This is a genomic window from Cytobacillus sp. MT66 (assembly GCF_058792595.1).
On the sequence record NZ_JBXAFB010000008.1, the window covers coordinates 76636 to 93430 of the forward strand.

The window sequence follows — 16795 nt, forward strand, 5'->3', positions numbered from 1 at the left end:
AATTTCATTGATTTGACACGAACGCTTTTTGCATCCATTTGCATCTCTGACGTTTGCTTTCACAATACAAAAGATCCTTTCTATTTTTCCCTATGCTACCAACCAATCATTGATTTGACACGAACGCTTTTTGCATCCATTTGCATCTCTGACGTTTGCTTTCACAATACAAAAGATCCTTTCCTGTCTTCCCCACTGACAACAACTAATTATTCGTTTGCACGAACGCTTTTTGCATCGTTTTGCATCTCTGACGTTTGCTCTCACAATGCAAAAGATTCTTTCCTGTCTTTCTCACTGCCGACAACTAATTATTTATTTGCACGAACGCTTTTTGCATCCATTTGCATCTCTGACGTTTGCTCTCACAATGTAAAAGATTCTTTCCTGTCTTCCCCACTGACAACAACTAATTATTTATTTGCACAAACGCTTTTTGCATCCATTTGCATCTCTGGCGTTTGCTCTCACAATGTAAAAGATTCTTTCCTGTCTTCCCCACTGACAACAACTAATTATTTATTTGCACAAACGCTTTTTGCATCCATTTGCATCTCTGGCGTTTGCTCTCACAATGTAAAAGATTCTTTCCTGTCTTCCACACTGACAACAACTAATTTATTTGCACGAACGCTTTTTGCATCCATTTGCATCTCTGGCGTTTGCTCTCACAATGCAAAAGATCCTCTCTGTCTTTCCCGCTGCCATCAACCAATGATTGGTTTGGGCCGACCGCTTTTTGCATCTTTTTGGATTTTTATAATTAGATCTTACAACGTAAACAACACTTCTTATTGTAAATATACAGTTTATAAACACTAATAATTCCTTTTTACATCCCTAATAATTCCATTTTTAAATAGAAATCCCTCTAAGAAGCTCATTTTCTATTTTGACTGTTTAAATTCCATACATATATCTTCCCTAGTGGACTTGAGATAACGGTCAAAAAGTAACGTAAAAATGGAGTTTGAGATTATATTGACGTTTGCTCTCACATAAACGTGCAAAAATTTAAGTTTAATATTTTTGCACGATCTAATTCTAATCTTTCAAAAACGTTGATATATAAGGGGTCCCCGTAGTAATTTACGAGTAATAATTTGACGTTTACTCTCACAATTATGCTTATTCCGCCAAAAATATTGACGTTTACTCTCACATAAAACAATTTCAACTTTTTCGTAGACCCTTGAGATATATGGGGGTTCAAGCGATTTTGCAAGTTGATAAAGCCCTTAAAGGGGGCACATTTTTATTTTTTTGTTTTGTTATAATCAATCCTAAGGAAAAATAGGTGAATTGTCGAAAGGAGTGCGACTAAATGAAACATTCTAAGATAAGAATTGCCGGTTTCCGCATGCATCATGCCATACTGGAAGAATTTCGATTTATCCGTAATGAGTCATATGATCGCCCCCCTGCCTCGGCTTACGTGGTTTATTTAACTATGCTAAAACAAATGCATTTAGAGCAAAATCAAAGGGGGGTACTAAAAGAGTATAACCTTTCCTATTGGGCAAAAAAGCTAGGAATTTCTTATTCTACTCTTTGGGGCGGAAGGCAGTATCTAGAAAAGTATAATTTTGTAAAAGAGGAAATCCATGAAGGATTGCCTGTTTTAGTGTTGAAGGATGTAGAAAAACACAATACACCAGAGAGAAATGGAGGAGTACTTAACTACCTTCTAATTCCGCATGCCCTTTTTGAAACAAACATTCTAGCTGAATTTGTCCGTACATCTAATCCGGAAGGAATCGAGCTGTTTTTAGCATTGCTTAACCAATTCCGTACTGGAATGTCCTTCAGCAAAAGTGGCAAAGTTGATAAGGTTAAGCAGGAACGCACAATGAAGACACTTAAGCAGCAATTAAATAAAAATGCCAAAGGGGTTCGCAAAGTATTAAGTATTTTGGAGGCCCTGTTTGCTATTGAATACGAGGGAATCGAGTTCCGCGGGAAGCAGCTTTGGGTAAAGAAGATCGTTTTCACTTTAAAACCTGAATGCGTTGAGGAAAATAGCGACGAGTTCAATGTAAACCCTCTAATGGCAAAACTCTCGAAGGAGCTTTCTTATTTCTTCGAAGGACACCAAATCAAATTTAAGCCGAGGGATCAAATCGATGTAATGCTCTCCTTTAAGCAGGAGGTTATGAATAAATTGAACTATCTCCTGGATGATGATAACAAAAACTACAACGTCCGTAATAAGTTCATTAAAAACTTCTTCCTGGAAACAGTCGATAAGATTGGGGTTCATATACATACTAGCATTCAAGAAAGAGGATCTTTCCATTTTTACTCAATCGGTGCCTTTTTCAGAATGGCTTTTAGAAAGTATCTTCCAGAAGCATTGCAGAGGCTTCCATATGAGCTAATCCATAACGCAAAAATTCGGGAATACTCGAAAAACAGACAAATTCCAGAACTGAACGCTATTATATAACTCAGCCTTGTGAAAATTGATTTTTCACAGGGCTATCTGTGTTTCTAACTAAAAATTAATAGAAGATCTTCCCTTAGAATAAGTAAAAATTAAGCCATTGTGCAGCAAAAAAAGTAGCTTTTTTCTCTAAGGGCTTTTTTTTGTGCTATTACTTTTTCCGACAGAAAACTTGTGAATAAAGGTTATTCCATTTGGCGCCCTCTTAATATGTAAATTGTTAACTGACGATTCTCTGAATATGTAAAAAATTGTAAAGTGGCCTGTTGATAACCTAATATTTCGGTAATTTACTCCTTAAAATTAGCCAGACCCCTTTATATATAAGTGATTAGAGACAAAAGTTTAAAAAGCCTATTAATTTTGTTTTTCTTAATAATCCTGATATTTTATAAATAATGGTCTATTTAATAAATATGTTATTTTACGAAGAAAGAGACTTTAATTCTATATTTTCTTTTTTTAAATCGGAGATAAATCTTTTAAAATAACACCTATAAAAGTGCACCGCACACTCTTATAGGTGTATTTATTTTCAATACAGGAAAACTCACTAAGATAATCTACACGGTCATCCTTATTGCTATCAAGCAGGAATTGACGAACATGTCCCAAAGAGATATATAAAATAAAACTTCCAATTGTACAGTTCGAGGATATCTTTTCCTGTATCAAATAGTAAGCCGTTAACCTCCCTATTTGTATGCTAATTTGTTTACCGCTCATAGTGTTTAAATCTGCCAAAATATTTCCTCCTAAAAGTTTCCCCTTAATCTTTAGGCAAAAACCATTTGCAGCCAAGAGTACAATAAGAACAAAGTAAAAATAGTTGAAATTGGAATGACAACTAAGGATACACCTAAATAATCCTTCCATTTCACTTTGACCTTATGCTGTTTGAGTATATACATCCAGATCAGTGACGCGAGTGTACCGATTGGAAGTAATAATGAACCCATGTCGCTTCCGATGATATTTGCAAGATAGATTGTCTTTAAGGTAATCGGATCAAGGCCCATTTCAGTTAAAGTAATTGTTCCAATCATTAAGGCTGGGTGATTATTAAAGATATTAGAAAGAAGCGAAACGAGCCCACCCATTGTGAGGCTTGCATAAAGCAGCCCTTGATTGACAATTGGATCACATAATTTCACAATAAGTGCCGTCAGTCCTACATTGTGAAGCCCGTAAATGATTACATACATGGAGAAGGCAAAAACAAGGATGTGCCAAGGAGTCTTTTTCAAAATATCAACGGGATTTGTTCGCAGGTGATACCATCGCCATATCAGTAAAGCAACAGATCCAGTTACGGCAACGATTGAAATCGGAATGGAAAGGAAAGAGGCTACAAATAGCAAACAGCGCATGACAAAGACAAACAGCAATACCTTTAACATAAATTTTGTTCGTTTTTTCTTTGTTACGACAGAGGATTTTCCTTTTAATGGATGGAAGTGTTTTGTGAAAAAACTTTCCTCAATTTCATGAGATAAACTCGGCAATTCCTTGGGCAACTTTTTCCTCACTACCATAAACATCAACCAGGTCATAAATAATAATCCTAATGTTGCCGGGACAAACATCATGGCTGTATGCATATAAAGCGTCATATCCACAATTTCTAATGCAATGAGATTAACGATATTGCTTACACCAATCGGAGCACTTGACGCGGTAGCTGTAAGGGCACCTGTTACCAGATAGGGGATTTGTTGATGCGGTTTTAACTGAAGATTTTTGAGTAATAGAATCAAAATCGGTGTCGTGATTAAGATGCTTCCATCATTATTGAATAATAGTGTCATCAAAAAACACAGAAGTTGAACATACCAATATAGACGGTTACCTGATCCTTTCGCAAAACCGGCAAGCCTGGCAGCAGCCCAATGAAAGAAACCAAAGCTTTCGAGAATAACTGCCATGACAATCGTCGCTATAATCGTAATGGAGGCTCCGCCAATTTTACTGATAATATCTAAAACATCTGCCCGGGTCACGATGCCTGTCAGTAAAATGATTCCTGCGCCAATAGCTGCAGGATAGGCTTCATTCAGCCCACCGGGTCGCCAAAAAATGACAAGCATGGTTACGACAAAAGTAAAAATGGTAATGCCTAATTCGGATGACATTTTCTCACTCCTTCTTTTTACTTAAGGACCAGGGTCAAATGACACTGCATGTCCCTTTGCTGATATTTATATTCGGCTAAAAAAAGAAGGAACTAGATTATTGACTAATTTTGTCTAAATGTATGTTTGTCCAATAGAGATAATTGTATCCCTAGTTAAAGTGACTATTAAATTCCAATCAACTTAAATGGAACTTGTAAAGGAAGTTATGCTCCCCTCCTCCCCTTTTTCAGAACACTACTAATGAAAAAGGCATTGAACAAATGATAATTGTTCAATGCCTAAGCTTTGATTACGCTCTGCCGCTATTTGGGTCCACAACATGACGTGAGGGAAGATCTGCGACTTCAACAGTACTAATTGGTTCGATACTATGGCGAGATGGTAGATCAGCTAATTCGATAATTTCAATACTATGGCGGGATGGTAAATCAGCGACATCTTGAGTTTCTGTTACCCCATTAGCTAGTCCAATAATTCCAAGTGATAAAATACCAATACCTAAAAGCTTTTTCAAGGTTTCCTACCTCCAAATAATTAAATATGTACACATTCAGTTAAAAGTTTATTGTGTTCTTTTTTTACCAACAAAACATATTCATCATTTCCTTGAATGTTAAACAAATTAATTGCTTTTTCCATATATTCATTACCCTTTTCTAACTGGCCCAATCTAATATAATTTTCTCCAGCCTGGTAATGAAGATCAGCGAACTGATAACTGGACTCTGTTCCAATACAAGCTTTTATACCTACCTTACAATATTTTAAGGATTCTTCATATTCCCCTACTTTTGTTAGTAACTGTGAGTATCCATAAAGAATTTTTATTTCTAGTGTTGGATCCTTTATGTAAGGTAACTCTCTAATATGATTAAGGGCTTCCAGAAATAATGAAAGGGCTTCTTCAAAGTTTTGAGCATCTTTTTCAATTATCGCCATGCTGGCTAAGATATCTACTTCATTTTCGGTTAGTTTCCCATATTTAGGATTGGTTAGTTTAATAGCCTTTTTTAATAATTCAATAGCTAACTCTTTATTATTTTCTAAATAAAAAACACAAATTCCTTCATGCCATAATAAAAATTGTTGCTGAGATAAACTACGGAAAATGGGATTGTTTTTTTCTTTTTGAATTATTTCATAGATTGCTTGATAATTACGCTCTCTTTTATAATTATTTATTAGCTTTGAAATCGTTATAACATAGTTGAAACGACTACTAGCTGTATAATCAAACAAGTAATTAATCTGCACATTTAATTTTTCGGCTATTTTTGCAAGTTGTTCCATTGTTGGGTACTTACGCTCTTTTTCAAAGAGTTCTATGTCTTCTGGGGTGCAAATCCCCTCTGCCAATTCGGCAATTTCTATTTTTTTATACGTCCTTAAAGAGTTTAGAACTTCACCAAAATTTATACTTTCTATGCTCATTTGGAAGGCCCCTTTTTCATCCTCTTTTAGTATTATAGTCAATAATTCCTATTATTTGTACAAAATTATTAAATATTGTCATCATCATATTAATTGCTGTATTATTATTTTAAACAAAAAAACGACAGGCGATTGGAAATGAGCCTGTCATCAAATCCCCGTTCTATTTATATAAAACAGGGAGGGTTTCATAAGTATTTTAAACTAATTAACAATAACATTACATAGCAATCCCTTCCCCATTGCCTTTTTAAAAGGACTTTGTAATTCTTCTTTAATTTCTATGTTTGTTATTTAAATAATATTGATACGATTTTCGGTTCATTATATATTAAAATTATAGAAAATAGTGGAATAGGGGAATTAGAATGGATGTTGTTCTTTCAAGGAATTTAAATGGTGAAGCGGATACAAATGTACCACATTCGATAAAAAAGTATAAAGAATTTAGCAAACCAATTGCCTATGAATGGGGAGCTAAGGAACCAGGAGCTGCTGAATTAGCACTCAATATTCTCTTACTCTTCAGGGATCAATTTACCAGTAATCGATTACACCTAAAATTCATGGCTGATATTATATCGGATGTTCCCTATAGTGGAGGAGTACTTGCTAAAAATGATATTGAGGCCTGGATCGCTGCTAATGAAAGATTTGAAGAAGTTCGAAAACAAACCACCTATATGGTTGCAGTATACCGGGAAGAAGCAAAGGCAAACCGTATACATGAGGTAAAGGCATTTACGGAAAAAGAGGCAGTTATTAAGGCATGTGAAATATATGACGTTGAAGAAGAATATGTGAAACAATTAAACAACCAATTAACTAGTTTTGATGAACTTTATGATTATTATGCGAGCCGGGAAATATGGTTTTCTGAACCAATAATAAAGCCTTAATTAAAGGGGCTATTAAAATATTGTTAGTATAAATCCAAAAAGCACTCGTGCAGTTCATTCAATCTTAACTGCTCCATAAATGTTAGACATTAATCTTAATTTACTTAACCCAAAGTAATTTCTTCTTTTTTTGCAAAACTGATTTAAAAACCTCAATATGCTCCTCTATTTCTGTTTCAGTCCTGGAGGTGGACATTTCAAGCAAATCAAGTAGATCCATAACCTTGCCTAAAATAAAAGGAGGATAGCCTCCCCTTTAATTGAGGGCTTCCTCCCTTCTGATTTTTAGAATTTAAATCGTAAAGATCGCATTAGCAACACTTTCATTTTGAAAATCACTAGCCCATACAATTTTGTCTGAAAATAATTTAACGTTGGATTCGGACACACTTTGGCCGATTAACACGGAAATCACGTTAAAATTCTTCTCCTTTCTCTTTTTAGTAAACATACCATCTTCTAAAGAAATATATTTCAATAAGGCATGTTTATCACCCGGATCACCGTCTGTGACAAAAACAATGTCTGCTTTACTGTACAGTTTTTTCCCTTCGATAATATTTACCGCTTTTTGTAATGGAGGGGTAAAACTTGTTCCACCACCTAAAAAGGTCTCAGCTAAGTTTACCAAATCGGAGGGTTTCATCCTTCCTTTTTCATAAAAGAACATTTTTTGTTTAGACGCGCTAGAAAAAGGAATGATAGCAAAATCTCGACGCTGTCTTTTGGCAATCATCATTAAGGCCAAAGCAAACCCTTTACTCTGACCGTCTATATTAGCCATTGATCCACTTTGGTCAAGACAAAGAATAATAGGTCCCTTTCCTAATGTTTCCTTTCCTTCTCGTGCATACGTCATAGTTTGGCCTTCCGCATAGCGTCTTAAAAAATCCAATTTCGTTAATGGATTTTTGTAAGCTGCCAATTCAGATGGCAATAGTCGCTCTACATCAATACCTAGAGTGACACCGCTACGATCAATTGTTTCCGCTTGTTTGTTTTTCTGCTTTTTTCGGGCAATGGCTTTAAACCGACCTGCCCAATCTGCAATCTCTTTCATTTTTTTATTTTTTGATAGGAGCCCAGCTAACTTTATTTGATCACGTAAAGGAAGTTTTTGAAGTTCGGATTCACCAACTCCTGCACCACTTCCTCCGGCTAAGAGATTTACCAAATCCACTTTAGCTTCATGGGCTTCCTGAGATGCATCAGCAATCGCTTGACTAAACCGTTTTCTCCCTTCACTTAATGACTGAAAAAGTTGAGATTGGACTTGCTGCATGGCTTGGTCCAAGCTGACCTGTGCTTTATTCACCTGCTTATTGGCTTTCGTTTGTCTTCTTTTGGCAATTCCTCTTGCCTTACTATCACTATTTTTCTCAGCTTCTAGAATTTTTTCTTGAGCCTCTTGTTGTTTTTCATGAGCCTGATTTAATGCTTGTTGCGCTTTTATTGCCTCTTCAAGGGCATCACGCAAATCAGCATTTAATGATTTTTGTTCTTCCACCCAATCATGAATCTTTTCAGAAAAATGGATGGTTCCTAAAGCTGAACTTAAATCATCTAACCTCGTCGCAATTCTTGCTTGAAAATATCCTTTCTCGCTCATAATTCTATCAATTAAATCGTGATTTATTTGATAGTCCTTATCAAATTCCTCTTTTTCTAAAAGAGTAGGTTTCATTTTATAAAGAGACGCCCATAAATCAGCTATTAAAGAGCGAAAGGTTGGTAGAACCTTTTGCCCCTCTTTATCTAATTCTTGCAGCCGTTCGGACATTTCTAAAATTTGCCCGAATCGCCTACGATCAAACCGGTCTGTATTTACTACTGATTCACGTTTTTTCATATGTGCTTCCCCCTATATACCTAACATTAGAGAAGCAATTTGTTTTTGAGATTTCTCAATTTTTACCCGAACTGCCTGAATTTCGTTTTCTTTTTGAGGATTATCATTGGATAATTGGGCTAAATCCTTCAATAGAGCCTTCATTTTTGAGGTCGCCTCAAGTGCTACTTCGGAGGACTGTTCGGCCTTCACTTGTTCGTAAATCTCTTTCCCTTCTGCCGTAATTTCAATTAAACGAGTTTTTACAATGTCCTGTGCATGCTTAGTTACGGTTTCATGTACTTTAGCCTTTTGATCAACATTTTCCCATAAACTATCCTTTAGAAGCATGATGTCCTCGACTTCAACGGTTGCTCGTCCATCTAAAACTGCTTTAGCTTTTAAAATGGTTAATGACTGGCGAAAACGACGATCAGATGGTCGAATCCCTTCATCCTTTAATTCTGCACGAATTTTTCTTAAGGTCTCGTATACATCCGATGGAATATGTGTCATATCCGTAAACATTTGTAAATCATCAATATCATTTAAGGACAAGTATTCGTTGGGTTGTGTAACATCAATCCCTTGGAGCATGGCTATAAAGCTAGAATCTTCACCAATATAATCCACCTCAAATCGAAGTAGAAATCGGTCAAATAGGGCTTCGAGACTCTCGTTATCCTCTGGAAATTCATTACTTGCTCCAATCACACTTATTAATGGTGACTGAACTGGAACACCATTGTTATAGAATAAACGTTCATTTATTAGTGTGAGTAAGGCGTTCAGAATGGCAGAATTCCCCTTAAAGATTTCGTCCAAAAACGATAAATGTGAAGTGGGCATTTTGTGATCCGTATTCCGCTTGTATACACCCTTTTCCAGTTCAGTCAAGCTAACAGGACCAAACATTTCCTCTGGGGTTGTAAAACGTCCTAGTAGCCATTGGAAGTAACGAGCATTATTAATTGATCTCCCTATGTCCATGACTAAGGCGGATTTTCCAGTACCCGGGGGTCCAATTAATAGGGTATGCTGACGGGCGATAATACTTAAATAAATAGCTTTTATTACTTCTTCACGTTCCACGTATTTACAAGACAAGTATTTTACCCATTCGTTTAATTTTTGAATTGAATTATTCATGATAATCTTTCTCCTTTTCATAAAGATTTTTAGTAACCTTCAATTGATTTTCTTCTTTTGTTATTGGCTGATTGTTCCGCAGCTCTGTCTAAAAGAGCTTCGACAGCACCAATAATTAACTCTTGATAATTATCCATTTTTTCTTGTGCTTCTGTGACAATTTCTCGATAATCTGATAAGTCAGCAACTACTCGTTTTGCTTCATTAGCTAGTATCTTAAATTGCGCAGTCGGCACTTTTTCTTGTTTAGCAAGTTCTTGACAGCTTGTTAACGTGCCTTGAAGATGCTCTAATACCTTTTGTTGGAGCATATCTCGGTTTTCATCCGTCCTAATTAGTGGAATCATGAACCCCTCCCCTTTTTCCAAGGAGTTAAGGAAGCTGACCAATCTACGCAACTTGTTTTTATGTTTGGCTGGAATAAAATAAACGCCACCGGATGGTCTAACTGGTGTAGGGGACATTGTTTTTAAAATATCAGTTGCGGCCATTCGAACAGCTTGTCCGTTATGACAGGTTTTGTATAACTCAAACAATTTACAAGCTTCATCTGCCAATTCTTCGGCCATGCTACTTTCATTTACTATAGTTTTACTGATAATTCCAGTGTTCTTATTAAACAGAAGAATAGCTTCATTCTGTTTATAAGAAAGTGTTTGTCCTTTGGAATCAACGGTTTCCTCCACAATATTCCTCTGAATAATCTGATCTGTATTACAGACATTTCGAACAATAAAGTTTTTATAAACCCCTGCTTGTGCAGTTTCTACCCGTTTCATCTCGATGTCTTTTGTTGCTCGCCTAAATGCATCAGCAGCGCGAATCTCGTTAGGAAGATCTCCTTCCTCGAAATCATTTGATAAAAAGGATTTTCTAAGTTCATTACGGTCATAATTTGCCTCGCCAACAGAATACCAGCTAAGATAACCAATAATACTTTGATTTTTCTCACCTTTATTGTTTTCAACTGCAGCTACTTGACTTAAATCCATAGCCATTATGAAACCCTCTCCTTTTTTCTTTTTTATTTTTATCCCATAAAAAAAGCGAGCAGTCTGAATGACTAACTCGCTCAGTTTTTTGACCTTAGTATCCTTTGATAATTTGACTGAATAAATGACAAATTAGCCCTTTTCAACAAATCCTTTTTGTTTTTTTCAATCGAAGCAAGCATTAACCAAGCCACATATGCACTTTGTCCGCCTTTTGCTAGTTGCGCTTTTAGGAACTTGTTACAGGAAGTACTCATTTTAAAAGACCCCCTTTTCTTTGAGACTGGTAAAATTCCCATCACCAATAATGATGTGGTCAAGCACGCTGATCCCAACTATTTTACCTGTTTCAGTAAGTCTTTTTGATATTTCTACATCCTCTCTGCTAGGTTGGCTTTGTCCCGAAGGATGGAAAAGTGTATGTTCTCACAAAAAAAGTTAAGTTTAAGCTAAACATACTCAACTTTAAATAGGATTAATATGTTTTCTTACTATAGCACCCTTTTTGGTTGAAGAAGAGAAAAATTTTAAGCAATGAATTTAGTAAACCACGCAATATATTCGGCTCCTGGAATAAATAACAATTGAGCAAGTATGGTTCCAAATAATCGAGAAATAATCATCATAACTGATGCACCTTTGAGGTTAGTGTAACTCCCCCTCTGGTTAATCACGTCATCAGCGAGAATGGATATTTTGGGATCAATAAAAATAGTAAGTAAAATTGTTGCTATTCCATTTATTAGCCCTGATGCCATTATAGACGTTGATGCCCTTTCAGGGATAATTAAGGCTGCATATAAAGCCGATAATACCCCTATTGTGTATATTCCGGTTATGAACATATTAATTACGAACAATTTTAATGGAATATCTTTAAACCGTATATCTTTTACGTAAGACAGCTTTGGCAAATGAATATGCTTAAATCCACGTTTTATATATTCAATCGAGAAGCCCTTCTTTATTAATGATGGAATAGAACCTCTTTCCTCAGATAAATGAATTATTGCTCTTGAAAATATTGCAATAAAGGTAGGAAGTAATAGGATTCCCATTATTGTTCCTAATGTTGATGAGCCAATAATAACTCTAAATTGATTTTCTACAAATTCTAATGTATTTTCTTTGGGGGCATTATCAACTAGACTTCCCGTAAATGGCTGTTGCATCATATTGGCCATTCTTGAGATTATTACCATAACATTAAACAATGATAACGCTGATGCTAGTAACCTTACCCTTGCACCAGACAATCTAACTGCATACGCAAGTGTTTCGATAGAATGGATAATAAATATAAATAATGATATTAGGATTAATTTTTCTGAAAAGAGTTCCAATGTAGTTACCCACTTTAATATTTCTTTCCATATTAGCATTTATTCCCTACTTAGAGTCATATAATTAAACTGTCAGTTAAAACTACCTATTAAGTTTCGTACTATATTCTTGGAACCCCTCTCGTTGCTCACGTACCTCTTCTTCAACTAAAAATTCTTCCATCTTTCCGTATCTTGACGATTGTGTTAGTGATAACCCAAATGCTTCAATAAGATATTGTGGTCCATACATAGCTGAAAGGGCGCTAAAACAAGAAATGCGTAATCTTTTTGGTGTATGGCCAGTGAGTTCTTTTACATAATTATTTATAAACCCTTTTCTAACTGGTTTATCTTCATAAGAAAATGCTTTTGAAACAAATAGATAGGTTTTCTTATCGATATTTTTTATTATTGCTCTTTCCTCTGCATAGTTTTGGAGAATTAATAAATCCTCGTTGGTTAAGTAGACAGGGGGTCTTTCATTAATGTAAATACATTTGCCATCTAAATTAATATGATTGATTTTAATAGAACTTATTTCCTTTGACGAAAGTCCATGATAAAAACAAAAGGAAGCTAAAAGACACGATAATGGTTCCTTGTAAATATTAGCGCTAATTACTTTTGCTATAGTTTTCTGTTCTTCAATAGTTAGAGGTTCCATTTTTCTTGGATATTCTCTCGCTGGGCTATCCATGATAGGTATATGAATAATCATTCTCTTCTTCTTAGCTAGTTTAAATAAAATATTAAGATTTTTTCTTACAATTTCTCTTTGTTGATTTGATAACGTTACTAAGAAAGAATGAACGTGTTCTTCCTGTAATAGTCCCCAAGTTGAAATTTCTGGGTAAAGTTCGTCAATCCAATTTGAAAACCTCAAAAAAATTCCAATATCAGTTTCAATGGTTTTCATGGATAATGGTTTTCTGGCATTTTGCTCAATTTGCCTCTTTCTTAAAAACCTTTTTTCATTGTAATAAACCTCAATTAGTCTCCTGAATTTTTCGGGCACCTTGCTGATTTGTCTCTCAATAGCCCCTTCTAACCGTTTCTCTTCATTTTTAAGGGATATTATTCCTTCCTTGACTAAAAATGATTCTAAGCTAGGCTTGTGTCCACCACGAGGGTCTATTCTATTAACCACATCATTTATCCACTCCGCATTAATCAGATGTGGTCTATTAAAACACTTTTCTGCTTCAAGAAAGGTATCCGAGGCTTTCTTCAAAGTTTTACTAATTTTTTCCTTACCAATTTTATTTTCCTCTAAAAAAGCCTTGTATCTTAAATATATGTTTTTAGACCATGTTTTTGAAAATGTAGCTTTTGTATATTCTTCCGATACTAGGTATTCAATACGTTTATTGGCGATACACAAAGTACATCTTATTTTCTTATTTTTGATTAGAGATGGGGTCAAGGGAATTCCGCAGTCTGTACATAATTTTATATCCATTATCAACACCTCAAATTGGTGGGAGCTTTTTATTATCCGTACCATTCACTGCTTTTTTCTCTTGTTGCTGCTTGGTAGGTTTTAAAGCTTCAGTATATGTTGGTGTATGTTTCCACAAATCAGAAGGAGTACAATCAAGTGCTGTACATAAAGCATCCATGGTTTGTGCTTTTACTTGTTTTGGTTCTTCTGTCAGTAGCGCGCTTATAGATGGAGGGGATAATTTATAACCAGCTTTACTTTCCATTAGCCGACCTAGTTCAGCACCTGACCAAATGCCTTTATCTGCCATTACGTTTCTTAATCTCCACTCTAAGGCCATTGGATTATTCCTCCTCCTCGTGAAGCAATTTACGCCATTTCTCTTGTGATAGACGCACCCTTGTTTCTATATAGTCAGAGCTAGGTGTAGTATAAGTAAATGTAGTGCTAATTTCTACATGACCTAATAAATTCTTTAAAGTTAATAGGTCTACTCCTCGTTCCGTCAAATTAGATGCAAAAGCATGTCGTAACTGATGAGGGCTAAACATCTCGTCTTCAGAAAAGCCAAGTGACTTTTGCCTTCTTGGCAAACTAGAACGAGCTGTATCTCTATTTAATCGATTACCATTTTCTGAAAGAAATAATGGCCCTTCTGTTGCGTTAGTAAATAAAGGACGAACATTTTCTAGGTACCATTTAAGAAGTTCATCTAATTCGTCAAGCATTGGAACCCATCTCGATTTATATCCTGAACCTTTTGAACCTTTGCCAAACCGAACATGTAACTTACCCTTTTCCCCCAGATCAAATCGACAATCTTTCACATCCAACATTACTGATTCATTTATACGTAACCCAGCTAAAGCTAAAAGTCTAAATAAAGTATAATCACGAGCAAGAGTAGAATACTTTCTAGCTGTACTCATTTGCTGTTTTAGTCCATCCCAAAATCTTTGTAATACTTCTGGTCTGGGTGGTATTACTACACCATCACTATCATCATTTCTATGGTAATGACGATTAAACTTGTCTAATACTGTTGGAACAACTACTCCATATTTCTCCCATATTACATGACTATGCCTAGACCTCAAGTAATCTAAAAATGTTGTAATATTGGACTGATACTTTCTACGAGTAGAGTAGGCTAGTCCCCTTCCAACTAATTGAGCATAAAAATGATCAATATCTTCTGTTGATACTTCCCATATAAATTTTTCCACAGCTTCTAGAAACTCACTAATATTTCTTGTATTAAGTAGAAGCAGTGGTGTAGCCTAACACACGCTGCTGCTGCTCCCATAATCCTATTAATTTAGCTTGATAGTCTAAAGACTCCTCATAAGTTGGAAATGATAAGTTCTTCTCAACCTCACCATTTACCAACCTCAAAAAAGATTTATTCCCCATTGAACATCCACCTTCTTTAAGTACCACCTTAATATATTAGTCAACACCTAATATATCATAATGAAATAAAGAAGTGAACATAAACATTCTCCGATGGTTATGCGAAACGATAATACTAGCAGCATTTTTTTGAAGAGCAAAATTAAAGCATTCTCTCGGATGGACGATTGAAGCATTCAATGAGCCCTTAAATACCTCTTTTTTAGAAGTGATATTATTTTTTGTATCTAAAGTTAAAACTGTAAATACTTCTTGATCGTAATGCCTCGTATACATTAAAAACTTTGCTGCATCCTCCGGTGAACGTACTGTCACTGTCTCTGGCAAAGAAAGTTTGTTTAACTTCTTTGCAAGTAAAATGGCTGCATGTAATCGTTCACCAATCACTTTGGAGAAACCTAGATCCTGAATATCTCCTGGGGCAAGATTGAATATTTCGCGGACTGGTAAAGAAGAAAGCTTATAACAACTTTCAGTATTGGTTGATCTTCCAATAATTAGGGTTAATAAATCCGCAATATTTACATGCTCTTCCCCATAGTAAGAAACTTTTTCACGAACAATATCAATATGTGATTTTGCTTCACTATCTAGTTTTAACTGAATATCCATTTCGACTCCTTTCCCACATTCAACCAACGAAGTGGCGGTTGAATGTGCCACCTCGTTTATAGCCGAAGGGGAAGGCTTGATTTAATATGTCACTTTAAATGTTTATTTCATTTGCTAACAACTACTAAAGTTTTCTTTACAGGAGCTAAGTCGTCCCCTGGGCCAATAACAGCTTTTAAAACAACCTCTTTTAATTGACCGTCATTTGTACAATACACCGGAAACTCAACTGTATCTCCATTAGATATTCTTGCAAAAAAAGTAAATACATTAAGGATATTCCGAAATCTTTCCGTTGAATCTTCACCATTTTTAAGAGCGAATTCATCCGGCACAACTACTTCTCCTCATACATTACTAGTGATAGCTGTTGGGAGTTTAACGCCCGCTTTTTTTGCCACGGTACTTGCATCAACTAAAACTCCAGTTTCTATAGCATCCTTTCTTGTAAAAGAATAAATAATGTTGCATTCATCCTTTTCTCCTTGTCTAACCATGCTATTTTCATTCATTACTACAATACCCTTTCTCAAGTTTTTCATTATCTTTCGACAACAAAAAAAGCCCTTGAGCTAGTTTGTTCTCATAGCAAAAACAGCTATGTATCGCAAACAGCCCAAAGGCTTATATTACTGTCCACCGCAAATTCCATACGGAATCGCAAATAAAAAGAAAAGAAAGATAATATATTTTATATTATATATTTATTTACAAATGCTTACAACATTCAAATAAAGTAGTTAAATAGATTGGATAATTTATAGTGCATCATTAATTGACGGATACCCGTCACCAAATGATAGGCGATACCCATCAATGAATGACAGGCGCCCGTCATGAAATGATAGGCGGCGCCCGTCACTAAATGACGGGCGGGATTATCCACAGGTTTTTTTAAAAAGGTGTATAACTCCGCCCATCACCAAATGATAGGCGGACCCGTCACCAAATGATGGGCAGAAATTCCGCCCATCATTAAATGACCCATCCCCCCGTCATAAAATGACGAGGAAAAATATAAAGTCTTGAAAAAGACTTTAAAATAAATAAATAATAGAATCCTCAAAGTAATTCAGCAGCTTAAGTCCCTCAACAGGCACAATGCTTCACCTTTATTTCTTGAATGG

The 16795-nt window shown here is 35.5% G+C and carries 17 protein-coding genes and 1 pseudogene; 2 read left to right on the top strand and 16 right to left on the bottom strand.

Features of this window, described 5'->3' with window-relative positions; all coding sequences use genetic code 11:
* Positions 1-1324: 1324 nt before the first annotated feature.
* Entirely contained in the window at positions 1325-2446 is a 1122-nt protein-coding gene (locus AC1Q59_RS15375; RefSeq protein ID WP_492366732.1) for a hypothetical protein, read from the top strand.
* Positions 2447-2905: 459 nt separating this feature from the next.
* On the opposite strand, the gene AC1Q59_RS15380 is transcribed toward AC1Q59_RS15375, so the two are convergent.
* The 4 genes from AC1Q59_RS15380 to AC1Q59_RS15395 form a co-directional block, all read right to left on the bottom strand.
* Positions 2906-3187 carry a hypothetical protein gene (locus AC1Q59_RS15380; RefSeq protein ID WP_492366733.1) on the bottom strand — a complete coding sequence of 94 codons (282 nt, stop codon included), beginning with the start codon at positions 3185-3187 and terminating at the stop codon, positions 2906-2908.
* A gap of 32 nt (positions 3188-3219) precedes the next feature.
* Positions 3220-4575 carry an arsenic transporter gene (locus AC1Q59_RS15385; RefSeq protein ID WP_492366734.1) on the bottom strand — a complete coding sequence of 452 codons (1356 nt, stop codon included), beginning with the start codon at positions 4573-4575 and terminating at the stop codon, positions 3220-3222.
* A 292-nt stretch (positions 4576-4867) separates the two neighbouring features.
* Positions 4868-5092 carry a hypothetical protein gene (locus AC1Q59_RS15390; protein WP_492366735.1) on the bottom strand — a complete coding sequence of 75 codons (225 nt, stop codon included), beginning with the start codon at positions 5090-5092 and terminating at the stop codon, positions 4868-4870.
* A gap of 20 nt (positions 5093-5112) precedes the next feature.
* Complete coding sequence (locus AC1Q59_RS15395; RefSeq protein WP_492366736.1) at positions 5113-6009, bottom strand: helix-turn-helix domain-containing protein; 897 nt, start codon at positions 6007-6009, stop codon at positions 5113-5115.
* Between the two features lie 368 nt (positions 6010-6377).
* On the opposite strand from AC1Q59_RS15395, the gene AC1Q59_RS15400 reads away from it, so the two are divergent.
* Positions 6378-6908 carry a DUF6166 domain-containing protein gene (locus AC1Q59_RS15400; protein WP_492366737.1) on the top strand — a complete coding sequence of 177 codons (531 nt, stop codon included), beginning with the start codon at positions 6378-6380 and terminating at the stop codon, positions 6906-6908.
* 292 nt (positions 6909-7200) lie between these two features.
* Here AC1Q59_RS15400 and AC1Q59_RS15405 read toward each other — a convergent pair whose 3' ends face one another.
* From AC1Q59_RS15405 to AC1Q59_RS15460, 12 genes and pseudogenes are all read right to left on the bottom strand, one after another.
* The gene (locus AC1Q59_RS15405; protein ID WP_492366738.1) at positions 7201-8757 is read right to left on the bottom strand and encodes a vWA domain-containing protein; all 1557 of its coding nucleotides are present in this window, start codon (positions 8755-8757) and stop codon (positions 7201-7203) included.
* A 12-nt stretch (positions 8758-8769) separates the two neighbouring features.
* The gene (locus AC1Q59_RS15410) at positions 8770-9885 is read right to left on the bottom strand and encodes an AAA family ATPase (protein ID WP_492366739.1); all 1116 of its coding nucleotides are present in this window, start codon (positions 9883-9885) and stop codon (positions 8770-8772) included.
* Positions 9886-9914: 29 nt separating this feature from the next.
* Entirely contained in the window at positions 9915-10883 is a 969-nt protein-coding gene (locus AC1Q59_RS15415) for a DUF6744 family protein (RefSeq protein WP_492366740.1), read from the bottom strand.
* A gap of 252 nt (positions 10884-11135) precedes the next feature.
* Positions 11136-11288, bottom strand: a pseudogene (locus AC1Q59_RS15420) (JAB domain-containing protein); the annotation flags it as partial.
* Positions 11289-11404: 116 nt separating this feature from the next.
* On the bottom strand, positions 11405-12220 hold the full coding sequence (locus tag AC1Q59_RS15425; RefSeq protein WP_492366741.1) for a lipid II flippase Amj family protein: 816 nt from the start codon (positions 12218-12220) through the stop codon (positions 11405-11407).
* 82 nt (positions 12221-12302) lie between these two features.
* Entirely contained in the window at positions 12303-13661 is a 1359-nt protein-coding gene (locus tag AC1Q59_RS15430) for a site-specific integrase (protein WP_492366742.1), read from the bottom strand.
* Between the two features lie 10 nt (positions 13662-13671).
* Positions 13672-13983 carry a helix-turn-helix domain-containing protein gene (locus AC1Q59_RS15435; RefSeq protein ID WP_492366743.1) on the bottom strand — a complete coding sequence of 104 codons (312 nt, stop codon included), beginning with the start codon at positions 13981-13983 and terminating at the stop codon, positions 13672-13674.
* A gap of 4 nt (positions 13984-13987) precedes the next feature.
* Entirely contained in the window at positions 13988-14869 is an 882-nt protein-coding gene (locus AC1Q59_RS15440) for a tyrosine-type recombinase/integrase (protein ID WP_492366744.1), read from the bottom strand.
* A 31-nt stretch (positions 14870-14900) separates the two neighbouring features.
* Entirely contained in the window at positions 14901-15056 is a 156-nt protein-coding gene (locus AC1Q59_RS15445; RefSeq protein ID WP_492366745.1) for a hypothetical protein, read from the bottom strand.
* A 36-nt stretch (positions 15057-15092) separates the two neighbouring features.
* A complete protein-coding gene (locus tag AC1Q59_RS15450; RefSeq protein ID WP_492366746.1) occupies positions 15093-15668 on the bottom strand; it encodes a JAB domain-containing protein in 576 nt (191 codons plus the stop codon).
* 107 nt (positions 15669-15775) lie between these two features.
* Positions 15776-16003: a hypothetical protein gene (locus AC1Q59_RS15455; protein ID WP_492366747.1), complete on the bottom strand. Its 228-nt coding sequence runs from the start codon at positions 16001-16003 to the stop codon at positions 15776-15778.
* Positions 16004-16015: 12 nt separating this feature from the next.
* Positions 16016-16180, bottom strand: coding sequence for a hypothetical protein (locus tag AC1Q59_RS15460; protein ID WP_492366748.1), 165 nt, complete (start codon positions 16178-16180; stop codon positions 16016-16018).
* Positions 16181-16795 lie beyond the last annotated feature (615 nt).